Annotated in this window: 20 protein-coding genes; 16 read left to right on the top strand and 4 right to left on the bottom strand. The window is 63.2% G+C overall.

Features of this window, described 5'->3' with window-relative positions; genetic code table 11:
* Window positions 1-356: 356 nt before the first annotated feature.
* Window positions 357-623: a hypothetical protein gene (locus tag JQ567_RS06445; RefSeq protein ID WP_212438034.1), complete on the top strand. Its 267-nt coding sequence runs from the start codon at window positions 357-359 to the stop codon at window positions 621-623.
* 194 nt (window positions 624-817) lie between these two features.
* Here the strand turns inward: JQ567_RS06445 and JQ567_RS06440 are convergent, their stop codons facing one another.
* Window positions 818-1,612, bottom strand: coding sequence for a sensor histidine kinase (locus JQ567_RS06440; RefSeq protein ID WP_249165296.1), 795 nt, complete (start codon window positions 1,610-1,612; stop codon window positions 818-820).
* A 149-nt stretch (window positions 1,613-1,761) separates the two neighbouring features.
* Between JQ567_RS06440 and JQ567_RS06435 the strand changes: the two genes are divergently transcribed.
* The 3 genes from JQ567_RS06435 (at window position 1,762) to JQ567_RS06425 (ending at window position 4,757) form a co-directional block, all read left to right on the top strand.
* Complete coding sequence (locus JQ567_RS06435) at window positions 1,762-2,760, top strand: TRAP transporter substrate-binding protein (RefSeq protein ID WP_212438033.1); 999 nt, start codon at window positions 1,762-1,764, stop codon at window positions 2,758-2,760.
* Between the two features lie 165 nt (window positions 2,761-2,925).
* The gene (locus JQ567_RS06430; protein ID WP_212438032.1) at window positions 2,926-3,441 is read left to right on the top strand and encodes a TRAP transporter small permease; all 516 of its coding nucleotides are present in this window, start codon (window positions 2,926-2,928) and stop codon (window positions 3,439-3,441) included.
* Window positions 3,438-4,757, top strand: coding sequence for a TRAP transporter large permease (locus tag JQ567_RS06425; RefSeq protein WP_212438031.1), 1,320 nt, complete (start codon window positions 3,438-3,440; stop codon window positions 4,755-4,757). Before JQ567_RS06430 ends, JQ567_RS06425 begins: the two co-directional genes overlap by 4 nt.
* A 278-nt stretch (window positions 4,758-5,035) precedes the next feature.
* On the opposite strand, the gene JQ567_RS06420 is transcribed toward JQ567_RS06425, so the two are convergent.
* On the bottom strand, window positions 5,036-6,310 hold the full coding sequence (locus tag JQ567_RS06420) for a serine hydrolase (RefSeq protein WP_212438030.1): 1,275 nt from the start codon (window positions 6,308-6,310) through the stop codon (window positions 5,036-5,038).
* Between the two features lie 136 nt (window positions 6,311-6,446).
* On the opposite strand from JQ567_RS06420, the gene JQ567_RS06415 reads away from it, so the two are divergent.
* The 7 genes from JQ567_RS06415 to JQ567_RS06385 all read left to right on the top strand — a co-directional run bounded on the left by JQ567_RS06415 (window position 6,447) and on the right by JQ567_RS06385 (window position 15,259).
* Window positions 6,447-7,373 carry a dioxygenase gene (locus tag JQ567_RS06415; RefSeq protein WP_212438029.1) on the top strand — a complete coding sequence of 309 codons (927 nt, stop codon included), beginning with the start codon at window positions 6,447-6,449 and terminating at the stop codon, window positions 7,371-7,373.
* Between the two features lie 321 nt (window positions 7,374-7,694).
* Window positions 7,695-9,008 carry a CmpA/NrtA family ABC transporter substrate-binding protein gene (locus JQ567_RS06410; RefSeq protein ID WP_212438028.1) on the top strand — a complete coding sequence of 438 codons (1,314 nt, stop codon included), beginning with the start codon at window positions 7,695-7,697 and terminating at the stop codon, window positions 9,006-9,008.
* A 62-nt stretch (window positions 9,009-9,070) separates the two neighbouring features.
* Window positions 9,071-9,979, top strand: a complete 909-nt coding sequence (ntrB, locus tag JQ567_RS06405; RefSeq protein ID WP_212438027.1) for a nitrate ABC transporter permease — start codon at window positions 9,071-9,073, stop codon at window positions 9,977-9,979.
* A 12-nt stretch (window positions 9,980-9,991) separates the two neighbouring features.
* Window positions 9,992-10,786 carry an ABC transporter ATP-binding protein gene (locus JQ567_RS06400; RefSeq protein ID WP_192734817.1) on the top strand — a complete coding sequence of 265 codons (795 nt, stop codon included), beginning with the start codon at window positions 9,992-9,994 and terminating at the stop codon, window positions 10,784-10,786.
* A 101-nt stretch (window positions 10,787-10,887) separates the two neighbouring features.
* Window positions 10,888-11,313 (top strand): globin family protein, encoded by a 426-nt coding sequence (locus JQ567_RS06395; protein ID WP_212265047.1) that lies wholly within the window; start codon window positions 10,888-10,890, stop codon window positions 11,311-11,313.
* Between the two features lie 9 nt (window positions 11,314-11,322).
* Window positions 11,323-12,540: an NAD(P)/FAD-dependent oxidoreductase gene (locus JQ567_RS06390; RefSeq protein ID WP_212438026.1), complete on the top strand. Its 1,218-nt coding sequence runs from the start codon at window positions 11,323-11,325 to the stop codon at window positions 12,538-12,540.
* A gap of 13 nt (window positions 12,541-12,553) precedes the next feature.
* Window positions 12,554-15,259, top strand: coding sequence for a nitrate reductase (locus JQ567_RS06385; protein WP_212438025.1), 2,706 nt, complete (start codon window positions 12,554-12,556; stop codon window positions 15,257-15,259).
* A 154-nt stretch (window positions 15,260-15,413) separates the two neighbouring features.
* Here the strand turns inward: JQ567_RS06385 and JQ567_RS06380 are convergent, their stop codons facing one another.
* Window positions 15,414-16,088 carry an L-2-amino-thiazoline-4-carboxylic acid hydrolase gene (locus tag JQ567_RS06380; protein ID WP_212438024.1) on the bottom strand — a complete coding sequence of 225 codons (675 nt, stop codon included), beginning with the start codon at window positions 16,086-16,088 and terminating at the stop codon, window positions 15,414-15,416.
* The gene (locus JQ567_RS06375) at window positions 16,081-16,956 is read right to left on the bottom strand and encodes a VOC family protein (RefSeq protein ID WP_212438023.1); all 876 of its coding nucleotides are present in this window, start codon (window positions 16,954-16,956) and stop codon (window positions 16,081-16,083) included. Before JQ567_RS06375 ends, JQ567_RS06380 begins: the two co-directional genes overlap by 8 nt.
* 128 nt (window positions 16,957-17,084) lie before the next feature.
* Between JQ567_RS06375 and JQ567_RS06370 the strand changes: the two genes are divergently transcribed.
* The 5 genes from JQ567_RS06370 to JQ567_RS06350 all read left to right on the top strand — a co-directional run bounded on the left by JQ567_RS06370 (window position 17,085) and on the right by JQ567_RS06350 (window position 25,058).
* Window positions 17,085-17,714 carry a LysR family transcriptional regulator gene (locus JQ567_RS06370; RefSeq protein ID WP_212438022.1) on the top strand — a complete coding sequence of 210 codons (630 nt, stop codon included), beginning with the start codon at window positions 17,085-17,087 and terminating at the stop codon, window positions 17,712-17,714.
* 7 nt (window positions 17,715-17,721) lie between these two features.
* Complete coding sequence (locus JQ567_RS06365; protein ID WP_212438021.1) at window positions 17,722-18,564, top strand: aldo/keto reductase; 843 nt, start codon at window positions 17,722-17,724, stop codon at window positions 18,562-18,564.
* Between the two features lie 248 nt (window positions 18,565-18,812).
* Window positions 18,813-19,757 carry a DMT family transporter gene (locus tag JQ567_RS06360; protein WP_249165295.1) on the top strand — a complete coding sequence of 315 codons (945 nt, stop codon included), beginning with the start codon at window positions 18,813-18,815 and terminating at the stop codon, window positions 19,755-19,757.
* 225 nt (window positions 19,758-19,982) lie between these two features.
* On the top strand, window positions 19,983-23,876 hold the full coding sequence (locus JQ567_RS06355) for an autotransporter domain-containing protein (protein WP_312017358.1): 3,894 nt from the start codon (window positions 19,983-19,985) through the stop codon (window positions 23,874-23,876).
* A 99-nt stretch (window positions 23,877-23,975) separates the two neighbouring features.
* Window positions 23,976-25,058 carry a zinc-binding dehydrogenase gene (locus JQ567_RS06350; RefSeq protein WP_212438019.1) on the top strand — a complete coding sequence of 361 codons (1,083 nt, stop codon included), beginning with the start codon at window positions 23,976-23,978 and terminating at the stop codon, window positions 25,056-25,058.
* Window positions 25,059-25,182 lie beyond the last annotated feature (124 nt).

The following is a 25,182-nucleotide window of genomic DNA, read 5'->3' as shown; positions in this document are numbered from 1 at the left end:
ATTTTGGGAGCATACTTACCGTGTAGCGCCTGTGTACCCGGTACTTCTACGGATATTTGTGGCGGGTTGTGGGCCGATGAAATACCTCTTCAGGTCTACACGAGGACTTCCCGTGGCTTGTATCGCGCGCATGCCTCAACCGTGATATTTAGAAAAATACAGCACGGTCGATACGATTTTCAAATCGATAGCGCGCTGGACAATTGAGTAAAACTTCGGGATCATCAGGTCAGGCTCTCACACGATCCATTGCGTGACAGCGGCCGAATTATTTTGGGTGCCTTTTCGTGGAGAGGCTCATGAAGCGACGATCTGGACCGCCTCCAATCTACCTTGCAAGCTCGGGAACTGACAAAATGCCGGCGGCCCATTCAGAAGAACGATTGCTGTCGCTCCTCGCAACGCTGGAGGAATGTCGGGCGTTTCTGATGGATAAGGCCAGCGCGGAGACCGCGAGATTGCTGTCACTGGCCATTCTCGAGCTTCGGATGGAACTGCATCGGGTGACGGATTCCGAACTCAAGGCATTGTGCGACCTGATGGTGACGGATGCTCAGGCTGCGCAAAGCACCAAGGCCGCACCAGGCCCGCGGTTGCCGCCTTATCTGAAGCTCATCAAATAAGCGCTGCCTTCGGCCCGATAGGCCTGCGCAAAAATTCCCCGACCGGTCGAACTGCACTGCGCCTTGGCCGGTGCGACTCGTTGTCGCTCTTTGGTTGCGGGCAACCCCATCCCGGCTCCAGCCTGCGATGACATCCACCGGATAGGCCCTTTGAACACGCGCCGCGGCTTGTGGCGGTCGAAATCGCCGTCCGCTCAAGTCTCCTGCTCGAGCGCCGCGGTCACCGTGCAGACGACGCCGCGCGGCAGAAAGTCGACCGTGGCTTCGCCGCCGAGCTGGTCTCGCGCGCTGCGCTCGATCAGGCGCGAGCCGAAACCGCGCTGCACCGGCGCAGAAACGTGCGGACCGCCGGATTCGGTCCAGATCATCCGAAGTTCGCGGCCATCGCTTTGCTCGATGATCTCCCAATCCAGCGCAACGGTTCCACTGTCGTTCGACAGCGCACCGTATTTTGCGGGTTTGCGGAACAGCTCCGCATAGAGCGACGGCGATGCACGCTGGCTGATGGTATTCTGCAGGTTCGGCACACGCGCGAAATTGATGCCTTCGCCGTCAAAAATCGAGATCGTCCAGTCCTGGCCCGGAAGCTGCTGCTCGATCATGGCCTGAAAAATCTCGATCGGCGGGCTGAACGATATGTCGTAGAGCGCCTCGCCGTCGCGAATGACCGGCACTTCGACCGTCACGATCAGGCTTTTCTTGACCACGCCGGTGAACAGGTTCGAGTAGTGCGGAGGCTTGGTCGCGAAGACCTTCTCGACAATGTCGAGGTTGTTGCGCAGCTGAAGAGCGGCGGTGTCAGTCGTGACCGAGGAGAACAGCTGGCGCCCTTCGCGGTCCGCCACCAGCACCACGCCGTCCCTGCCGTATTGCTCGAGAAAGCCGGTGACGATGCGCCGGAAACCGTCGAAGTCGCGGTCCCGCAACGCGTTGGTCAGCGACAGCACCTGGAGCAGCGGAGCGGCGGCCTGCGTGGTGCGCCGCATCATTGCGTACGCTGCAGCACTATGCTGTTCGATCCGCGCATTGGAATTAGCTTCCATCACAGCGCTCTTTTGAATACGCTCGGAAAATTGCAAGCCGCAACGTCGGCAAAGCTCACGACCCGGTACAAGGGCGGAGCACAGGGAGGGACAACATGAAGCGCAGAACAGTATTGGCTGGGCTCGGTGCGACAGCGGCCGCGGGCGTTCTTGGAATGCCATCCATTTTGAAAGCGCAGGCGCCAGTCACGCTGAACGGCGCCGTGCAGTTCAACGACGACCACGCGTTTACCAAGGCGCTGGTTCGGTTCGAAGAGCTGGTGAAGAAGTATTACGGCAAGCCCGTCAATTTCACGCTGCACAAGAACTCGTCCCTCGGTCTCGAGAAGCAGTATTTCGAGTACATGTCGCAGGGCAAGGCGGTCGATTACGGCATCGTCTCGCCGGCCCACATGTCGACCTTCGCCAAGGCGGCGCCGTTCATCGATGCGCCCTTTGTGTTCAAGGGCATCGACCACATGAACAAGGTCGTTGAAGCGAATATCCTGGCGCCGATCGCCGACGAAGTCGCCGCGAAGGCCGAGGTGGTGCTGGTCGGCTACTCCGGAGGCGGCATCCGCAACATCTTCGCCAACAAGCCGCTCAGAAATCTGGCCGACATCAAGGGCCTCAAGGTGCGTGTACAGGGCGCGCCGATCTGGTCGAAGACGTTTGCCGCCGCCGGCATGTCTCCGACGGTCATCGCCTATAACGAGGTCTACAACGCCATCCAGAATGGCGTGATCTCCGCCGGTGAGAACGAAGCCGCCGGCGTCGAGGCGATGAAGTTCTATGAAGTGGCACCGCACCTCAATCTGACCCAGCACGCGGTGTCGATCCGCCCGATCTGCTTCTCGGTCAAAACGCTCAAGACCCTGCCCAAGGATCTGCAGGACGCCATCATGAAGGCGGGCAAGGAGGCCGGCGACTTCGGCCGCAAGCTCGAGTCGAGTGAGGAAGTCATCAAGCTCGACGCGCTGGAGAAGGCGGGCAAGCTCAAGCGCGTGCCGTTCGAGGAGCGCGACGCCATGAAGAAGCTCGCCGATCCCGTGATGGCGACCTACGCCAAGGAAATCGGCGCCGAGGGCATCTTCGAAAAAATCAACATCGCCTAGAGCATGATCCGGAAAAGTGGGTACCGGTTTTCCCTCGCGACAAACGCGGAACGCGTTTGCGCGGAGATCATGCTCAAATAAGACAGCTGCGCGTCGCAGACCGGAGTTTCGGGGCAAGCTTCACCGCTTGCCCCGTTTGATGAGTGTTACCGCGCGGGGGCGCCAATGACCGAACTGCCGATCGATTTCAACCCGTCGCTGTGGCGGCGGCTAACGCGCGCCTATGGCAAATTGCTGGAAATCCTGCTGGCGGCCTGCGTCGGAATCCTGGTCATTCCCGTCACGCTGCAGATCATCTCGCGCTATACGCCGTTCATCCCGTCCTACATCTGGACCGAGGAAATGGCGCGGTTCCTGTTCGTCTGGACCATCATGATCGGGGCCATGGTCGGCGTCAGGGAGGCGCAGCATTTCGAAGTCGATGTGTGGCCCGATTTGTCGCGGCGCTCCGAGGCTTTGGTACGGATCCTGGCGCGCCTCGGCATCCTGGCGCTGGCGCTGGTGTTCGTGTGGGCGGGCATCGAGTTCACGCGCTTCGCCTGGAACAGGACGTCGGAGCTGGCCGATCTGCCGCTCTGGCTGATTCACGTCGCATGGCCGGTGGCAGGCTTCACATGGATCGCGTTCGCGGGCGAACAGATCGTCGATGAAATGCGAATCCTGATGGGGGCTCAGCGATGAGCGGCAGTGTTCTCTCCTCCGGCGAGGCCGCGCTGGTATTGTTTGGCACCTTCATCGGGCTATTGATCATCCGCGTGCCGGTCGCGTTCGCGCTCGGGCTCGCCTGCCTGCCGGTCCTGCTGATCGAGCCGCGGCTGTCGATGATGATGCTCGCGCAGGAAACCTTCAACGCCTACAATTCCTTCATCCTGCTGTCGGTGCCGTTCTTCCTGCTGACGGCGAACCTGATGAGCATCGGAGGCATTACCGACCGCCTGGTGGCGCTTTCGCGCGCCATGGTCGGGCACTGGCCAGGCTCGCTGGCGCAGATCAACGTGGTGCTGTCGGTGTTCTTTGCCGGCATCTCCGGCTCCTCGACCGCGGATGCGGCGAGCCAGTCGAAGATCTTCATCGATGCCCAGACCAAGGAGGGCTACGACCTCTCGTTCTCGATCGCCATCACCGCGGTGTCGGCGGTGCTCGCGGTCATCATCCCGCCGTCGATCCTGATGATCGTGTGGGGCGGGCTGATCTCGACATCGATCGCGGCGATGTACCTGGCCGGTATCATCCCGGGACTGTTGATCGCGGGCGCGCAGATGGTGACCGTGCACGTCTATGCGGTGCGCCGCGGTTATCCGACCTATCCAAAATCGAGCTGGGTGGAGATGCGTTGTGCGCTCTGGCGCTCGATTCCAGCGCTGATCACGCCGTTCATCATCGTTGGCGGCATTCTGCTCGGCTGGTTCACCGCGACCGAGTCCGCCTGCGTCGCGGTGCTGTATTCGGTAGCGCTCTCGGCTTTCTTCTACCGGGAAACCGGCGCGAAGGAACTCTACAGGGCCTTGCTCGATACCGGGCGCCTCGCCGGAGTCGCGCTGTTCTGCGTCGGCACCGCCAGCGCGTTCGGCTGGCTGCTTGCCTATTACAAGATCCCGGAGGCGCTGCTCGCCAACGTTTCGACCTGGGGCATGGGACCGATCGCGGCGGGCTTCTTCATCGCCTTCTGTTTTCTGGTGGTCGGCTGCTTCCTCGATGCCATTCCGGCGATCGTGATCGTCGGTACCGTGCTGGAGCCGCTGGCGCGGTCGGTCGATCTGCACCCGGTGCAGTTCGCGATCATCTCGATCGTCTCACTGGCGTTCGGGCTGGTGACGCCGCCGTACGGGTTATGTCTGATGATCGCGTGTTCGATTGCCGGCGTAAGGCTGCGCTATGCGCTCAAGGACACCGTGATCATGCTGGTGCCGATGCTGCTGGTGCTGGCGGCGCTGATCATCTGGCCCAACGTATCGCTGTTCCTGCCGCGGCTGATCGTGCCGGAGATGCTGAAGTAGCCAGAAGTACCGCAGGGCCCTGACACAAAATATCGAAAACAACCCCATGCAAAGTAGAAATGGGGCCTCGCTCACGGCGCGCATACTACTGCTTGTATCCGGGGCACGAGAAGAAAGCTGGTCCGTCGCCGCGGTCCATCCCCCGCCGCGGCCGCGCGGCGGGGTCAAGCTTCCGCCTAGAGCCTTTTCCGTTCCGATTGAATCGGAACGGGGCTCTAGATTCATAATTTGACGCGTTTTCTTGACGCGAACCGGTGTCCACTTCGCTGGAAAACGCTTTAGAGATTGCTGTCGGTGATCGCCGAATACACCAAAGTGCGCAGCTCGCGCCGCAGCGGATAGGCGCTCGACGGCAGCACCTGCGTCATGAAGATCGTGATCAGTTCTTCCGCTGGATCGATGAAGAACGACGTCGTCGCCGCACCGCCCCAGTTGTATTCGCCGGGGCTGCCGGGAATCAGCGTCTGCGCCGGATGCATGGTGACGGCAAAGCCGAGACCAAAGCCGATGCCGTTATAGGCGGCTTCGCTGAACAGCGAACGCGACATCGCTGGCAGGTCCACGCCGCCGGGCAGATGGTTCGACGTCATCAGCTTGAGCGTCTTCGGGCCGAGCAGCCTGACGCCGCCAAGCTCGCCGCCATTGAGTAGCGCCCGGCAGAAGGTGAGATAGTCGGCCGCCGTCGAGCACAGGCCGCCGCCGCCGGAGATGAGGGAGGGCGGCGACAGGAATGAACTGGTCGCCGGATCGTCCTGCAGCGTCAGTGTGCCCTTGCGATCGCCAGCCAGCGGGTTGAAGCCGCCTTGCGGATCGGCGGAATAACAGGCCGCGAACCGATGTGCCTTGTCTGCCGGCACGAAGAAGTCGGTGTCGTTCATGCCGAGCGGATTGAAGATGCGTTCCTTCAGGAACTGCTCGAACGGCATGCCGCTGATCTTGCCGATCAGATAGCCGACCACGTCGGTGGCGACCGAATAGTTCCAGCCTTCGCCCGGCGAAAATTCCAGCGGGATTTTGGCGAGGTCCTCGATCATGCTTTGCAGCGTGCCGGCCTTGATGACCTCGCCGATCTTGTTCTCGCGATAGGCGGCGTCGACATTGGAGCGCTGCTGGAAGCCATAAGTAAGACCCGAGGTGTGCCGCAACAGGTCCACGATCAGCATCGGCCGCGACGGCGGCCTGGTCAGGAAGGCCGGGAAGGTGCCGGCCTGGAACACGCCGAGGTTCTTCCATTCCGGAATGTATTTATGGACGGGCTCGTCGAGCGCGACGCGGCCCTCTTCGAGCAGCATCATGAAGGCCACGCTCGTGATCGGCTTGGTCATCGAATAGATGCGGAAGATGGTGTCGTCCTTGACCGGAACCTTGCGCTCGATGTCGGCAAAGCCCTGCACGGTCGAGTGCACGACCTTGCCGCGGCGGTAGATCAGGACCTGCGTTCCCGGGAAGCGGCCGGCGTCGATGTAGCGCTGCTTGAGATGGTTCTCGAGACGGTCAAGCGCCGGCTTCGACATTCCGGCAGACTCGGGCGAGGCGGGGGTGGGGGCTAACATCGGGGCTGATCTCCGGCTGGCGAGGGAGCCTTGATAGCCGAAAAGTGTGCCCCGTTCCAACCGCCCCTGCTTACCCCGGCCGGAACCGTGGTGTAGGCTTTCGGCTGCCCATCGCGCACCCCGCAGGACAGCCAAAATGCCCCAATTCAACGAGACCGAACTAACCGCCGCCGTGATCCGCAGCTTCGAAGACACGCCGGATCCGCGGGCGAAATTCCTGCTGCAGGAACTGGTGAAATCGCTGCACGATTATGTCAGCCGAACCGATCTCACCTTCGAGGAGTGGGAATATGCGATCGATTTCCTGACCCGGACCGGTCAGAAGTGCACCCCGATCCGCCAGGAGTTCATCCTGCTCTCCGACGTGCTCGGGGTCTCGATGCTGGTCGACGCCGTCAACCACCGCGAACGCGAGGGCGCCACCGAGACCACCGTGCTCGGGCCGTTCTATGTCGGCGAACACAAGGTGATGCCGCACGGCACCGACGTCTCGGCCAATTTGCCGGGCGAGCGGATGTTCGTGCAGAGCCGCGTCACCGACCTCGCGGGCAAGCCGCTGGCGAATGTTCCTGTCGATATCTGGCACGCCGACGACGAGGGCTATTACGATTCACAGAAGGCGTCTTATGCCACGGAGGGACCCTCCTCGCGGGCGCGCTTCGTCACCGATGCGGACGGCCGGTTCTTCTTCCGCACCATTTTGCCGTGCAGCTATCCGATCCCGACCGACGGTCCGGTCGGCGAAATGATCATCCAGACCCGGCGGCACGCGATGCGGCCGGCGCATGTGCATTTCCTGGTCGATGCGCCCGGCTATCAGCCGCTGATCACCCATGTGTTCATGGAAGGCGACAAATATCTCGATTCCGACGTGGTGTTCGGCGTCAAGGACGAACTGGTCGCGAAGATCGAAAAACGCACCGACGCGGTCATGCCGGACGGCAAGCCCGCGGCCGCACCGTGGCACCTGATGACCTACGAATTCAGGATGAAACCGGGCGATGGCGCCGCCCCAAAACCGATGATGGCCAAGACGACTGACAAGGCCACCGAGCACGCCTGAAACCACTGTTTTTGTACCTGCTCAATTCTTGTGCGCCGCACAAGAATTGAGCGAATCGCAAATTTAGAATGCGACTAGCTATCCTTCGGCGTCACCTCGCCAAATCATCAATTAATTGAAATAATTAGGCTTTTTTCGCTGAAAAGGGCTTGGCACGAAGCTTGAATAGTTAGTGCCGACGCCATTGATGCCGTCCCTTGAGACCACTCATCCGAATTGTATCGCCGCCATTCCGGGGCCTCCCCGGAACGCGCCTTTTTGCGCCTCGCGCGGCGGCACCAATCGGACGGCCCCGTTCATACGCAAAGGAGCGCGATACAAATGACGAAGCCCACCCATCCGACCTCACGCGGCCTCAGCCGCCGCCGGCTCCTGAAAGCGACCGCTGGCACGGCGGCGTTGCTGGCCGCGGCCAGGCTGAATTTCCCGGCCGGCGCTTTCGCGCAAGGGGCGGGGCCCGAAGTGAAGGGGGCCAAGCTCGGCTTCATCGCGCTCAGCGATGCCGGCGCTTTGTTCGTGGCCAAGGACAAGGGCCTGTTCGCCAAACACGGCATGCCCGATGTCGACGTGCAGAAGCAGGCCTCCTGGGGCACCACGCGCGACAACCTCGTGCTGGGCTCGGAAGGCAACGGCATCGATGGCGCGCACATCCTGACCCCGATGCCGTATTTGATCTCGGCCGGCAAGGTGACGCAGAACAACCAGCCGACGCCGATGTACATCCTGGCGCGGCTCAATCTCGACGCGCAGTGCATCTCGGTCGCCGCCGAATACGCCGATCTCAAGGTCGGGATCGACGTCAAGTCGTTCAAGGAAGCACTGGAAAAGAAGAAGGCTGCCGGCAAGCCGATCAAGGCCGCGATGACGTTCCCGGGCGGCACGCACGATCTGTGGCTCCGTTACTGGCTCGCCGCCGGCGGCATCGATCCCGACAAGGACATCGAAACCATTACGGTGCCGCCGCCGCAGATGGTCGCCAACATGAAGGTCGGCACCATGGACTGCTTCTGTGTCGGCGAGCCCTGGCCCGGCCAGCTCGTGCATCAGAAGATCGGTTACACCGCGGTCAACACCGGCGAGATCTGGAACAAGCACCCCGAGAAGTCGTTCGCGATGCGTTCGGCCTGGGTCGACAAGAATCCGAAGGCTGCGCAGGCCATCACCATGGCGATCCAGGAGGCGCAGCAATGGTGCGACAAGATGGAGAACAAGGAAGAACTCGCCACCATCATGGGCAAGCGGCAGTGGATCAACTGCCCGGTTGAGGACATTCTCGATCGCGCCAAGGGCAAGTTCGACTATGGCACCGGCAAGGTGGTCGAGAACTCACCGCACATCATGAAGTACTGGCGCGACCACGCCTCCTATCCGTTCCAGAGCCACGATCTCTGGTTCATGACCGAGGACATTCGCTGGGGCAAATTCGAGCCCGGCTTCGACTCCAAGGGACTGATCGCCAAGGTCAACCGCGAAGACATCTGGCGCGATGCCGCCAAGGCGCTCGGCGTTGCGGCGGCGGATATTCCGACCTCGAAGTCACGCGGCAAGGAGACCTTCTTCGACGGCAAGGTGTTCGATCCGGAAGATCCGGCTGCGTACCTGAAGTCGCTGTCCATCAAGCGCGCTGATGTCTGATCCTGGTGAGGCCGCACGCCTTGGCGTGCGGCCTGCCATTTAAATACGGAGACGCATTTCCCATGAATATGCCTGCGATCAAGACCGAACCCGCCACCGCGATTGTTGCGCCCGCGGCAGCTCCGGTTGCCACCCCGGTCGTGACGATGACGCCGAAGCGTCCGCCGCGTGCCGAAAAATACAGCAAGATGGCAAAGGACACCGCGGTGCGCGTCGTGCCGCCGCTGATCGTGATCGCGCTCCTGATGCTGTTCTGGGAGCTGGTCTGCCGTCGCACCGGTTCGACCCTGCCGCCGCCCTCGCGCGTGTTCAAGGACACCAAGGAACTGATCTTCGATCCGTTCTTCGATCGTGGCGGCATCGACAAGGGCCTGTTCTGGCACCTGTCCGCAAGTCTGCAGCGGGTCGCGCTCGGCTATTCGATCGCTGCGATCGTCGGCGTCGCGCTCGGCACGCTGGTCGGCCAGTCGGTCTGGGCGATGCGCGGGCTCGATCCCCTGTTCCAGGTGCTGCGCACCATCCCGCCGCTGGCGTGGCTGCCGCTGTCGCTGGCCGCGTTCCGCGACGGCCAGCCCTCGGCGATCTTCGTCATCTTCATCACCTCGGTGTGGCCGATCATCATCAACACCGCGGTCGGCATCCGCAACATCCCGCAGGATTACCGCAACGTCGCCGCCGTGGTGCAGCTCAATCCGCTGGAGTTCTTCGGCAAGATCATGATCCCGGCCGCCGCGCCCTACATCTTCACGGGCCTGCGCATCGGCATCGGCCTGTCCTGGCTTGCGATCGTCGCGGCTGAAATGCTGATCGGCGGCGTCGGCATCGGCTTCTTCATCTGGGACGCCTGGAACTCCTCGCACATCAGCGAAATCATCCTGGCGCTGTTCTATGTCGGCATTATCGGCTTCGTGCTCGATCGATTGATCGCAGGACTGGGCAAGATCGTGACCCGCGGCACTTCCGCAGGCTGAAGGGAACATATCATGCAGGCCTATCTGAAGCTCGACCACATCGACAAGACCTTCACCCGCGGCAATGCCACGACCGAGGTGCTGAAGGAAATCAACCTGACGATCGACAAGGGCGAGTACGTCTCGATCATCGGTCATTCCGGATGCGGCAAGTCCACGCTGCTCAACATCGTGGCTGGCCTTACCGACTGCACCAATGGCTGCGTGCTGCTGGAAAACCGCGAAGTCAATTCGCCGGGACCGGATCGCGCAGTGGTGTTCCAGAACCACAGCCTGCTGCCCTGGCTGACCGTCTATGAAAACGTCCGCCTCGGCGTCGACAAGGTGTTCGCTTCGAGCAAGACCCGCAGCGAGCGCGATGCCTGGGTGATGCACAATCTCAACCTCGTGCAGATGGCCCATGCCAAGGACAAGCGCCCGTCGGAAATCTCCGGCGGCATGAAGCAGCGCGTCGGTATCGCGCGGGCGCTCGCGATGGAGCCGAAGGTCTTGCTGCTCGACGAGCCCTTTGGTGCGCTCGACGCGCTGACCCGCGCGCATCTGCAGGACTCGGTGATGGCGCTCCATCAGAAGCTCGGCAACACCATCCTGATGATCACCCACGACGTCGACGAGGCCGTGCTGCTGTCGGACCGCATCGTGATGATGACCAACGGGCCGAGCGCGCGGATCGGCGAAGTGCTGGAAGTGCCGCTGGCGCGTCCGCGCAAACGGCTCGAGCTCGCAACCAACCCCGGTTACCTCAAGTGCCGGCAGCGCGTGCTCGAATTCCTTTACGAGCGGCACCGCTTCGTCGAAGCGGCGTAGTTCTTGCTTTGCTCCCACAGGGGCGAAGGAATTCGCTCCCGCCGGGGCGAAGGATTTCGCTCCCGAACGGGGCAAAGCTTGGGAAGAGGCAGGAGAACGACATGACGCCAGAGCAAGTCAAACTCGTGCAGCAAAGTTTCGCCAAGGTCGCGCCGATTTCCGAGCAGGCGGCGGTTTTGTTCTACGGCCGCCTGTTTGAAGTGGCCCCCGGCGTCCGGGCGATGTTTCCGGACGACATGACCGAACAGCGCAAGAAGCTGATGGCGACGCTCGCCGTCGTCGTGGGCGGACTGACCAACCTCGAAGCCGTGCTCCCCGCCGCGAGCGCGCTCGCCAAGCGCCATGTCAATTACGGCGCAAAGGCCGAGCACTACCCCGTCGTTGGCGGCGCCCTGCTGTGGACCCTGGAAAAGGGGCTCGGCGACGCCTGGACGCCGGAAACGGCATCCGCCTGGACCGCCGCCTACGGCACGCTGTCCGGTTACATGATTTCGGAAGCCTACGGCAGCGCTCAAGCCGCCGAGTGAGGGTACGCCATGAGCGAGCCGCTGGTCATTGTGGGCAACGGAATGGCTGCCGCGCGTCTGGTCGACGAGCTGGCCAAGGTTGCGCTCGGGCGCTACGCCATTGCCGTGATCGGGGACGAACCGCGGCTTGCGTATAATCGCGTGCTGCTGTCGTCGGTTCTCGCCGGCGAGACCGCTTCGCACGATATCGAGCTCAGGCCCGCTTCATGGTGGCGCGACCGCGGCGTCACCCTGAAATATGGCTGCCGGGCCACCGAGGTCGATGTCGGTAGGCGCGAAGTCAAGATCGCGAACGAGGAAAGCATCCCGTTTTCAAAACTGATCCTGACCACGGGTTCGTCGCCGTTGCGGCTCAACGTGCCCGGCGCCGATCTTGCCGGGGTGCACACGTTTCGCGACAGCCGCGACGTCGATCTCCTGCTGACACTGGCTGCGCAGAAGAAGCGCGTGGTGGTGGTGGGTGGCGGTCTGCTCGGACTGGAGGCGGCTTACGGCCTCGCCAAGGCCGGCGCGCCGGTGACGCTGGTTCATTTGATGGACCGGCTGATGGAGCGCCAGCTCGATGCGCCCGCCGCGGAACTGTTGAAATCGCTGGTCGAGCGCAAGGGCATCGAGATCCTGCTCAACGCCAATACCGCGCACATCCATGGCGAAACCCGGGTCGAGGGCGTCGAACTGACGGACGGCCGCCGTATCGATGCCGATGCCGCGATCTTCGCGGCGGGCATCAGGCCGAACATCGCGTTGGCAAAAGAAGCCGGCATCGCCGTCAACCGGGGCGTCGTCGTCGATGACCATCTGCGAACCGGCGCGCCTGACATCTTTGCGATCGGCGAATGCGCCGAACACCGCGGCATCTGCTACGGCCTGGTCGAGCCGGCCTATGAGCAGGCGCGCGTGCTGGCGCGGCATCTCGCAGGCAGCGACGCCTCTTATAGCGGCAGCATCGTGGCGACCAATCTGAAGGTCTCCGGCGTCAGCGTGTTCTCTGCGGGTGATTTCGTGGGCACTGAGGGCTCCGAGACCATCGTGCTCAGCGATCTCAACTACGGCACCTACAAGAAGCTCGTGGTCGCGGACGGACGACTGACCGGCGCAGTGCTGATCGGCGACGTCAGCGACGCGCTCTGGTATCTCGAACTGATCCGCACCCGCCAGCCCACCGCGCGCATTCGCGCCGACATGATGTTCGGCCGCTCGCTCGCGATCCGTTCCGAGGCAGCATGAGCCGGTTGCCCGCATGACCGCCGTCGATCCCCATCTGCGCGCCACCCAGACCACCTGCGCTTATTGCGGCGTCGGTTGCGGTGTTCTGGCGACGCCCGACGGCCGGGGCGGGGCGGCGATCTCGGGCGATCCCGAGCACCCGGCGAATTTCGGCCGGCTGTGCTCGAAGGGCTCGGCGCTCGGCGAGACGCTGGGCCTTGAAAACCGCCTGCTGCATCCGATGATCCGCTGCGACAATGGGACCATGGAGCGCGTGGCCTGGAGCGACGCGCTCGACCATGTCGCGCACCGGTTTCAGCACATCATCGCGCGCGACGGCCCCGGCGCCGTCGCGTTCTATCTCTCCGGGCAGCTGCTGACCGAGGACTATTACGTCGCCAACAAGCTGATGAAGGGATTCGTCGGCAGCGCCAATGTCGACACCAATTCACGGCTGTGCATGGCGTCATCGGTCGCCGGCCATCGCCGCGCGTTCGGGGCGGATACGGTGCCGGGCTGTTACGAGGATCTCGACGAAGCCGATTTGCTGGTGCTGGTCGGCTCCAACGCGGCCTGGTGTCATCCGGTGCTGTACCAGCGCATGCTGGTCAACAAGCAGAGCCGCGGCGCCCGCATCGTGGTGATCGATCCGCGCCGGACCGATACGGTCGGCGACGACGACCTGTTTCTGGGGTTGAAGCCGGGCACCGACACCGCGCTGTTCAGCGGCTTGCTGGTGCACCTCGCCGACAACGGCGTGCTCGACCGCGATTACATCGAACGCCACACGTCAGGCTTCGACGACGCGATGGCGCGGGCGCGCAGCATGGCGGGCAGCCTCGGCGCAACCGCGCTGGCAACCGGCCTGTCCGAGCAGGACGTCGCGGCGTTCTTCCAGATGTTTGCCAATACGCCGCGCGTGGTCACGATGTATTCGCAAGGCGTCAACCAGTCGGCGCAGGGCACCGACAAGGTCAATGCGATCCTCAACTGCCATCTGGCGACGGGGCGGATCGGCAAGCCGGGCGCGTCGCCGTTCTCGCTGACCGGACAGCCCAATGCGATGGGCGGCCGCGAGGTCGGCGGGCTCGCCAACCAGCTGGCGGCCCATATGGGTTTCACGCCGCCGGACATCGACCGCGTGCGCCGGTTCTGGAAGGCGCCGCGGATCGCCACCCATGAAGGGCTGAAAGCGGTCCAGATGTTCGAGGCCATCGCGCGCGGCGAGATCAAGGCGCTGTGGGTGATCGGCACCAATCCGGCGGTGTCGCTGCCCAACGCGGATGCCGCCCGCGCGGCGCTGAAGAAGCTCGAATTGTTCGTCGTCTCCGAAAACGTGATCTCCAACGACACCGTCGATGCCGGGGCGCAGGTGCTGTTTCCGGCGCAGGCGTGGGGCGAGAAATCCGGCACCGTGACCAATTCGGAACGGCGCATCTCGCGGCAGCGCGCATTCCTGTCCTCGCCGGGCGAGGCGCGGCCGGATTGGTGGATCATCGGCGAGATCGCAAAACGGCTCGGCTTTGGCGCGGCATTCAATTTTGCATCAGCCGCCGACATTTTTCGCGAGCACGCCGCACTGTCGGCGTTCGAGAACGATGGTGGCCGCGATTTCGACATCGGCGGCTTGCAGGCGCTGTCGGACGAAGCGTTCGACGCGATGGCACCGGTGCAATGGCCGATCCGCCAAAATGCCGAGCCGCAGGCGCGGTTCTTTGCCGAAGGCGGCTTCTTCGCCAACGAACAGAAGGCCCGTTTCATCGCACCCGAGACTCCCGCGCTGCGGACCGAGACCACGGCCGCGCGCCCGCTGCGGCTGAACACCGGCCGCGTCCGCGACCAATGGCACACCATGACCCGCACCGGGATGAGCCCGCGGCTCGGCCAGCATCTGCCGGAGCCGTTCGTCGAGGTGCACCCGGACGACGCCGCCAGGCATGGCGTCGCCGATGGTGACTTCGCGCGGGTCACGACCGATTACGGACAATGCACGCTGCGGGTTGTCGTCAGCGAGCGCCAGCAGCGCGGCATGCTGTTCGCGCCGATCCACTGGAGTGCGGTCACGGCGACCGGCGCACGCGTCGGATCGCTGGTCGCACCGCTCACCGATCCGTTTTCCGGCCAGCCCGAGAACAAGGCGACGCCGGCCTCGATCACCCCTTACGAATATGTGTTCCGCGGCTTTGCATTGTCGCGCACGCCGCTCGAACTGCCCGATCATGCCTGGTGGGCGCGCGTCGCCGTCAATGGCGGGTTTGGCTATCTGCTCGCCGACAATGCCGATCTCAGGGGCTGGCAGTCCTGGCTCGGCGCCATCGCCGGCGACGATCTCGCCGAATACAAGGACTTTGGCGGCGGCGTCTATCGCGCGGCGTCCTTTGCCGCCGACCGTATCGAGACCTGCCTGTTCATCGGACCGGCACGGGACGCCGGCGACTGGAATGTGGTCAAGGGCCTGTTTGCCGCCGACACGCTCAGCAACGACCAGCGCCGCATGCTGCTGTCGGGCAAATCGATCGATGGCCTGGCCAATGCCGGCCCGATCGTCTGCGCCTGTTTTGGCGTCGGCCGCACCACCATCTGCGAGTCAATCGCAGCCGGCGCGCGCTCCGCGGCCGACATCGGCGCCAAGCTGAAGGCCGGCACCAATTGCGGCTCCTGCATTCCGGAGTTGAAGCGGCTGATCGCGCAAACCGTGCCGAACGCCGTGCCGCAGCAATTGGCCGTGGCGGCGAGCTAAAACAGGTCCCTCAACGTCATTGCGAGCGAAGCGAAGCAATCCATCGTGCGGCAAAGCAAGAATGGATTGCTTCGTCGCTACGCTCCTCGCAATGACGGGGAGGGCAATCGACGGGCTCCCTCATGTCATCTTTGGTGCACACTTGTACGTCGTCCTATTCCGACGGGAGCCGCGAGAATCGGAAATCGCAGTGGTTCGCGCCGCCAGCCAACGTTTGTGTCCGTTCCAGGTGGATGCCTCGCGTTGCATAGGCGTCGAAATCAAGCCCGCAAATGTGCGGCAAGATTTCCTTATCTCCATGGCGAGCCGCGAATTTGCAAAAGCCGCACGCCTTGTAGTTGATGCCGAATTCAAACTTGTCACCCGGGGCCGGCTCGACGAAATCGTAGACGAAATCTTCCGAAAATTCCTGTCGATGGCTTTTTGCAGCCTGCTCGCGCAGCAAAGTCTGATTCTCTGACGACATGAATTGACGCCCCGAGGCGAGGCGTTCGGCTTCGGGCACGGTGAGCAACTGCGCCTTGTAGGTTTCTCGCTCGATTTCGCCGATCACGGACAGCGACACGCCGTGTCGTCGGAGCACCCGGCTGATGGCCATAAAGCCCATGAGACGCATGAAGAAGTCGCTCATACGACTTGCCGCGCCTCCGACATAGGGCATTTGGGTGAGCACGATTTCGAATTCGTCCATCACCTCCTGCCTGATCCCGTTAATATTGGATAGACGCGCGCGCTCGCACAACATCGCTTCGGCAAGGTCGAGGCGATGGCGCATGGCGGCCTCCATTGCACCGCGATGCTGTTCGTAAAAGGGATGAATCTCAGCCATCGATTGCCCCCGGTTCGACGAACTCCAGCGCCAGGCCATGCGACGCGGCGGGCGAAATCAGCAATGCATGGTCGATGACCTCGAACGCGACACCGTTATTCTTCAAGACTCGCCGGGTCGCATCGAGATCGGTGACCGCCAGCCGCGCCGCGCAGAAGCGTGGCGAACCATCGCTGGCGCAAGGCGGCAACCGGCGCGCCATCTCGGACGGGCCGAGCACGGTGATCCGGTCGCCGCGCTCGCCGATCGTCAACCGCCCGGGCGCGAGCTCGGCGGCACTCTCCGTGAGGCGCTCGAGGAACGCGCGGTGCTGGGCCGGGTCCGGCGCCGACATCACGACCTCGATGACGCGCAGGGCGCCGTTGGGGTGATGCTGGTATTCCGCCTTCCAGAACAGTTCCGGCGGATGGCGTTGCTGGCAGGTGAAGAAGGCGATCCCGGGCATCGCGGGGTCGGTGGCAAACGCCAGTGAAAATCCGACGCGGGCCGTGCCGCCGCCCGGCAGCACCGCGTCACGGCCAAAATCGAACGGCGCATAGGCGCCAATGTGGGTAGCATTGAAGCGCGCCGCTTCGGCATGGGAGTCGGTGCTGTGCAAGGCCAGCATCGACATCCCTTCACCGGTGCGAAGAAAATCCTGGTTGTGGGCGGCGAAGCTGAAGTGGCCGGGCGCCGCTGGCGGCACCGCCCCAGCATCGGTGACACCAAGCAGTTCCAGAAAATTATTCCCGAACATCGCCAGGCGGTTGCTGGTTCCAAAGGGATGGACGCCGGTCGGCGTGAGAGAAAAGCCGAGCGTTTGCCAGTCCAGCGCGGCCTTTGCCAGATTGTGGACGCAAATAACGAGATGATCCAGTCGGCGAGGCATGGGATCTCCGGATGCTGCGAAGCGACCGTAACCGGGGACATCAAGTCAGCGCAAAGCATAGTTCCTTCGCTCAAGCACTAGAAAATCTATTGCAAGGCCAGGGCCTATCAGTGACAAACTGCAGCGCGATGACCTACACCCTTCCACCACTCAATGCGCTTCGCGCATTCGAAGCCGCTGCGCGACATCTCAGCTTCAAACTGGCCGCGCACGAGCTGCATGTCACACCTGCCGCCGTCGGGCAGCAGGTGAAAGCGCTGGAGGCGCGCCTCGGCGTACGCCTGTTCGAGCGGCTGCATAAGCAGCTCATCCTGACCGCGGCCGGCCAGGCCTATCTGCCCGAGATATCCGACGGCTTTCGTCGCATCGCGGACGCGACCTCGCAATTGAAACCGGCGGGCGCGGTGCTGCTGCAGTTGGGAGTCCACGGCAGCTTCGACCTGCGCCGGCTGGAGTTGGCGGCGTTTCGCAGCGCGCATGCGGAAATCGGCTTGCGGGTGCTGCAGCCCGCCGGCCTGCACGAGCTGGTCGAGGGCAAAGTCGACCTGCTGATCGCCCGCGGTCTTGGCCACCATCCGGGCTATCGCTGCGACCGCGTCGACGAGGGATCCGGTTTGGGCGATTGGCTGATTGCGCCTGAAGGCACCGTGGATTGTCCCGAGGTCGTCAGCTTCCGCGATTGGCTGCGCGCTCTGCCGGTCGAGAACCCGCTCGAAGTCCATCGCCGCCCTCGTCTGGTCGGCAACATCAGAAGTTGAGGCGATCGTGAAGCAGAAAAAATTCGGCGTCAAAGGCCCGGAAGTGTCCGTCATCGGGCAGGGCACCTGGTACATCGATCGCGGCGACCGCAAGAGCGCGGTCGCAGCACTATGCCGCGGCATCGAGCTCGGCATGACCCATGTCGACACCGCCGAAATGTATGGCGATGCCGAACTCGTGATCGCGGAGGCGATGGCCGCCGGCAAGCGCGAGGATCTCTATCTCGTCTCCAAGGTGTTGCCGAGCAACGCGTCGCGTCGCGGCACCATTGCCGCCTGCGAGCGATCGCTGAAGCGGCTGAAGACCGATCACCTCGATTGCTACCTGCTGCACTGGCGCGGATCCCATGAACTTGAAGACACCGTGGCGGCGTTCGATCAGTTGATATCAGCCGGAAAAATCCGCTCATGGGGTGTCAGCAATTTCGACACCGACGATCTCAACGAACTGCTGGCGGTCGCCGGTGAGGGCGGGATCGCCTGCAACCAGGTGCTCTATCATTTGCAGGAGCGCGCGATCGAGCATGCTGTCATCCCGTGGTGCGAACGGCACGGCGTTGCCGTCGTCGCCTATTCACCGTTCGGTCACAATGATTTTCCGTCGCCGCACAGCAGGCAAGGGCAGGTGTTGCAGGCGATTGCCGATGCGCGCCGCGTCACCGCGCGCCAGATCGCGCTCGCGTTTCTGACGCGCATTCCAGCGGTGTTTGCAATTCCGAAAGCCGCGAGCGCGGAGCATGCCGCGGATAATGCGGCGGCGGGGAAGTTGACGCTGAGCGCCAGCGAGATCGAAGCCCTCGACAACGCCTTTCCGCGTGGCCCGAAGCCGCGCGGTCTGCCGATGCTGTAGTGAACACGATTCACATTGCGTCATGCTCGGCCATGACGAAAGGGGATGAAGGCGGCGCTTCAGCGCAACACGGTTCTTAACAAAGTGTTGCAATCGCGCCCTCAGCGCATATCCGCATCCCGTTATCGGACCTTGTTGTTCCCCCTCAAATGGCGTTTTTTAAAGCCTCGCCCGATTCGATCATTATTGCCTTCGAGATTGCCGTGACACCGCCCCCCGCCGCAGCCGCCAGGCTGGACAGCGCGCCATTGCCGTTGCCCGAGAAGAAGTACTCCACCCCCAAAGCGCCCGCTCGTGCCGATCGTCCGTTCAAGGGCATCGCGCTGATCCTAGCGTCGACGGTCTTCCTCGGCATCTCGGACGTGACGGCGAAATATCTGTCCGCGACGCTGCCTTCGATCGAGATCGCCTGGATCCGGTTCGTGGTGTTCGCCATGATCATGATGCCGGCGATGCTGCCGGGCTCACCGCTGTTTGCGCTGCCGACCAGGCGGCCCGGCCTGCAGCTGATGCGCGGCGTGACGGTGCTGGCCTCGTCGCTGTTCTTCATCTCCGGCCTGCGGTACCTGCCGATCGCGGAAGCCTCCGCCACCGGCTTCGTCGCGCCGCTGCTCGTCACCGCACTGTCGATCGTGTTCCTCAACGAGAAGGTCGGCCTGCGGCGCTGGATCGCGACCGGCGTCGGCCTGATCGGCGTCATCATCATCCTGCGTCCCGGCACCGGTGCGTTTCACCCCGCCGCGTTCTTTCCGCTGGTCTCGGCGCTGGCGTGGGCCTGCACGCTGATCATGACGCGGATGATGAGCGGCACCGAGCGCGCCATCACCGTGATGACCTATTCGTCGATCGCGGGCGTCTGCATCCTCAGCGCATTGGTGCCGTTCGTCTGGGTGACGCCGACCTGGCACGACATCGCCTTCGGCATCTTCATCGGCGTCGCCTCGACCGCGGGACAGTGGATCGTGGTGCTGGCGTTCCGTTATGCTGATGCCTCGGTGCTGGCGCCGTTCTCCTACACGCAATTGCTCTGGGTCAGCATCCTCGGTTTCCTGATCTTCGGCGAAGTGCCTGACGTCTACACCGTGACCGGCGCCGGCTTCATCGTTGCCAGCGGCCTCTACACCGCGCATCGCGAACGGGTGCGCCGATCGCAACTTTTGACAGTCGCGGCCGAGTCGTCTCCCAACGCCTGAGCGGCCCAGCCGACGATCTTGCGCTGGATGAGAAGGACCGCGCCCTGAGCGTTGCCCGGGCACCACAGTGTGTCCGGAAAACGTCCATTTTCCGAAGCCAGAACAAGGGATTCCCAGCAAACCGTAATTGTACGGGGGAACCCCATGCTAGGTTGTGCCCCGGACGGCGCCGCAGAGCGCTGGGGGTAGTGGGGTTTGGGCGTGCATTTTCCATCGGCATCGGGCGTGAAAAAACGGCTGTGGCAACGCTTGGCCGCGTTGTTGTTTGGCATTGGCCTGGCGGTCGCGGTCGCGCCTGAGGCTCACGCCCAATCCACCTGGGGCGGCACCACGAACACGTCCGACTACAACCTCGGCACCAACTGGACTCCGGCTACCGCGCCGGTCGCAGCGGGGCAGCCGGCTGTTTTCGAGGCGACGGGGTCGGACACCATTATCGTGACAGGCGCCATTGCGCCCGATTCCTGGACGTTCAATGCCAGCTCGCGATCATTCTCGATCAGCGGCGGAGACGTCAACTTCAGCGTGGCGGGACCAGGCGGCGGCATCATGAACAACGCCAATGCCGGCCAGTTCATCGGCATTTCCAACAATATCGGGGAATCGGTTGCGGGCGTCGGGGTGTGGCAGCTGGGAGCGAGCACGCTGATCCTGTCCGGTGTCAACACCTATACCGGCGGCACGATGATCTTCGGCGGCACGGTGCAGGTCACCAACGCCAATTCGGTCGGCACTGGCCCTGTGTTTATGAACGGTGGCACGTTCCAGAGCAACGGTGCCGGCAACCTGACCTTCGCCAACGGCTTTTCCGTCGCCAGCGGCGGTGGCACCGTCGACGTCAACAACACGGTCCTGACGCTTTCGGGTGTCATCAACGACATTGGCGCGGGCGCTGTGTTGAACATCATCGATTCCAGCTTCAGTTTCGGCACCGCAGTGCTTTCCGGCAACAATACCTTCTCCGGCGTACTGAACGTGACCGGCGCCAGGGTGCAGGCGACCAACGCCAATTCGATCGGCAACGCCACGGTGACGCTCGACAATGGTGCGTTCCAGGCCGGAGCTGCCGGCCTGACCTTCTTCAATGATGTCAAGATCAACACCGGCGGCGGCATCATCGATGCCAACGGCGGCACGCTGTTCATGGCGGGCAACATCACCGACGGTAACGGCCCGGGCTCGTTGCAAATAACCGACTCCGCCGGGGGCGGCGGCGTCACGAGCCTGGCCGGCACCAATACCTATACCGGCGGAACGACGGTGACCAACACCACGCTGCAGGTCACCAACAGCAGTTCGGTCGGCACCGGAACGGTGACGCTCGATAACGCGGTGTTTCAGGCCGATGGTTTCGGCAACATCACCTTCACCAATAATTTCAGGATCAATAACTCCGGCGCAGGCGGTACGATCGACGCCAACGGCATCATACTGACCATTGCCGGCAACATCTCCGACGGCGCCGGCGCGGGCAAGCTGACGGTGGACAGTGCGGGCGGTGGCACCGTCGTCCTGCTCGGCAACAACACCTATACCGGCGGCACGGAAATCTGCAATTGCGTGACATTGCAGCTCGGCGATGCGACGCATACGGCGGCGCTCGTTGGCGATATCACCAATTTCGGGCGCCTCGATGTCGTCAACGCCAACACGTCCGGCATCACTTCGCTGACCAATGACGGCGCCGCGGCGAATTTTCTCAATGCGACCTCCGCCGGTAGCATGACCATCAACAACATCAATGGCGGCCAGCTCACCTTTGGCGTTTTCGGCGGTACCGATACGGCCACCGCGGGTAGTGCAACCATCATCAACGATGGCGGCAGCGCGGTCGGCTTCTTCGCCAACACCAACGCCGGCACCGCGAAGATCACCAATCAGAACGCTGCCCAGCTGCTTTTCGTCGACCGGGCCTCGGCCGGGTCCGCGACCATCAGCAACGACAATTTCGGCACGACGTCGTTCGGCCAGGCCTTCGGAACGGATACTGCGAGCGCCGGCAGCGCCACGATCACCAACAATAATTTGGGGTTGACCGAGTTCAACGCATCGTCCACCGCGGCCAACGCCACCATCATCACCAACAATGGCGGCGCTACCGGTTTCTTCGACAACAGCACCGCCGGCAACGCCAAAATCATCACCAATGACGGCGGCACCACCAGCTTCTTCGACAATGCCAATGGCGGCACCGCGCAGTTCATCACTAACGGCACCGGCTCTGTCGAATTCGGCGGCAGCGCTGGCCCGAACGGTGATGGGCGCATCACGGTGGGCTCGCTTGCCGGTTCCGGCAATTACTATATCGGCGGCGGCAATACCCTGGTCGTCGGTGGCAACAACCTCTCCACCGAAGTCAGCGGCGTGATCGCCGATGACTGCGGTTGCTTCCCGGGGCCCGGTTCGCTGGAGAAGGTAGGCAGCGGAAACCTGACCCTGTCCGACATCAACACGTACACCGGCAGCACGACGGTGAACGGCGGCATACTCACCGTCAACGGTTCGATCGTCTCGTCGAGCGGCGTGACCGTCAACGCCGGCGGCACGCTCGGTGGCAACGGCATCGTCGGCAACACCACCATCAACGGCGGCGCCCTGGCGCCCGGTAACTCGATCGGCCTGCTCACCGTGCAGGGCAGCCTCGTGTTCACGGCGGCGGCCAGTTACATGGTCGAAGTTTCGCCCGTTACGGCCGACCGCACCAATGTAACGGGTACCGCGACGCTCGGCGGCGCCACCGTCAATGTGAGCTTCGAGCCCGGCAACTACGTCGCCAGGCAGTACACCATCCTCAACGCTGCCGGCGGCATCAGTGGCGCGTTCAACCCGGCGGTCGGCAACGTTGCGCCGAATTTCAAGACGACCCTGAGCTACGACGCCAACAATGTTTATCTCAACCTCGCGCTCAGTTTCACCAATGGTCTCACGCCGAACCAGCAGAACGTCGCCAACGCGTTGACGAATGCCTTCAATTCCGGCGCCGGCGTTCCGCTGGCGGTCGGTTCTCTGACACCTGCGGGTCTGACGCAGATTTCGGGCGAACTGGCGACCGGCTCGCAGCAGGCGACCTTCGATGCGATGAACATCTTCCTCGGCCTGTTGACGGATCCCTTCATCGCCGGCCGCAGCGGCGGCGCGAGCGTCGGTGGCGGCAGCGCCACGCCGTTCACTGCAGAGAGTGGTTCATACGCCTACGCTGCGAAGAGCAAGGGCACGGCGCGCGACGCCTTCGCCAAATTCCCGACCAAGGCCGATGTCGCGCGCAACGATTTGTTCGATCAGCGCTGGAGCGTGTGGGGCTCGGCGTTTGGCGGCGGCAGCAACACCGACGGCAATGCCGTCATCGGATCTAACAACGCCACGGCGCGCGCGTTCGGTCTCGCCGCCGGTGCGGACTACCGGATCTCGCCGTCGACTTTGGTTGGCTTTGCGCTGGCCGGCGGCGGCACCAATTTCAGCGTCAATGGCTCGGGCTCCGGCCGTTCGGACCTGTTCCAGGCCGGCGCCTTCGTGCGCCACAATGTCGGCGCGGCCTATGTCACCGCCGCGGCGGTTTATGGCTGGCAGGATGTGACGACGGATCGCACCGTCACCGTGGCCGGCGTCGACCGCTTGCGCGCCGAGTTCAACGCCAATGCCTGGTCCGGACGCGCCGAAGGCGGCTATCGTTACGTCACGCCATGGATGGGCATCACGCCCTATACCGCCGGCCAGTTCACCACCTATCAATTGCCGGCCTATGCCGAACAGGTGCTGTCGGGTACGAATGCCTTTGCGCTGAACTATGCGGCAAAGGATGTCACGACAGGGCGCAGCGAACTTGGCGTCCGGCTCGACCGCTCCTTTGCGATGCAGAACGCGGTCCTCACGCTGCGCGGCCGCGCCGCCTGGGCGCATAATTTCAACACCGACCGCAGCATCACGGCGCTGTTCCAGTCGGTGCCCGGCGCCACCTTCCTCGTCAGCGGTGCGGCGCAGGCGCCGAACACCGCGTTGACCACGGCCTCTGCCGAAATGAAATGGCTGAACGGCTGGTCCGCTGCCGCCACCTTCGAGGGCGAGTTCTCCGACATCACCCGCTCTTACGCCGGCAAGGGCGTCATCCGCTACACTTGGTGACGCCGTCTTTCGGGGGTAAACCGCCGCCTGTTTTCGTTCTTTCCTTCCGCCCCCACCTGTGGGAGAGGAAAAGATAACGAATAACAGGAGAGAACGCCGATGCGGGCTGCAATCTTCCGGAACGGTGAGATCGTCGTCGACCAGATGCCCGAGCCCAAGCCGGGCCCCGGCATGGTGCTGGTCAAATCATTGGCCTGCGGCATTTGCGGCTCCGACCTGCACGCGCGCAAGCATGCCCACCGCATGGTCGAACTGGCAAAACATTTTCCCGGCCGCAAGCCGATGGACCTTTCGCGTGACGTCGTGTTCGGCCACGAATTCTGCTGCGAGATTCTCGACTACGGCCCGGGCACCACGCGAAAACTCAAGGCCGGCACCAGGGTATGCTCGCTGCCGGCGCTGCTGACCGCGGAAGGCCCGCAAGGCATCGGCTATTCCAACGACAATGTCGGCGCCTATGCCGAGCGCATGCTGCTCAGCGAAGCGCTGCTGCTGGAAGTCCCGAACGGATTGGCGGCCGAGCATGCGGCGCTGACCGAACCGCTGGCGGTCGGCGTTCACGCGGTGGCGAAAGCCAATATCAAAGGCAACGAAGTGCCGCTGGTGATCGGCTGCGGCCCGGTCGGGCTCGCCGTGATCGCCGCACTCAAGATCAGGGGATTGCACCCGATCGTGGCCGCGGATTATTCGCCGGCGCGCCGGGCGCTGGCCGAAAAGCTCGGCGCCGACATCGTCGTGGACCCTGCGCGCACGCAACCTTATACGACCTGGGCCGAACATGCCGCGATGTCGCCGGAGGAAAAAGCCGCGCGGCCGCCGCTGCAGGCCCTGTTGCCGGCGCTGAAGCCCGCGCTGATCTTCGAATGCGTCGGCATCCCCGGCGTGATCCAGCAGGTGTTCGAAGGCGCGCCGCGCGATGCGCGCATCGTCGTGGTCGGCGTCTGCATGGAGACCGACCGCTCCGAGCCGATGCTCGGCATTCTGAAGGAGCTCAACGTTCAATATGTGCTCGGCTACACGCCGGATGAATTCGCTTATTCCTTGCGCCTGATCGCGGAAGGCGAGGTCGATGCAGCCTCGCTGGTGACCGCAAGCGTCGGCATCGACGGCGTCGCGCAGGCGTTCGCGGATCTCGCCAATCCGGAGCGGCACACCAAGATCATCGTGGAGCCGTGGCGGTGATTCCGTCGTCCCGGACAAGCGAAGCGCGATCCGGGACCCATACGCCGCGGCAGTAATTATTGAGCACGCTGCTCGACGGCTATCTTTCAACAACAGATGACCGGGATTATGGGTCCCGGCGTTC

It is taken from the genome of Bradyrhizobium sp. AUGA SZCCT0431 (genome assembly GCF_018131065.1).
Taxonomy (GTDB): domain Bacteria; phylum Pseudomonadota; class Alphaproteobacteria; order Rhizobiales; family Xanthobacteraceae; genus Bradyrhizobium.
This window is presented reverse-complemented; position numbering and strand designations above follow the sequence as displayed.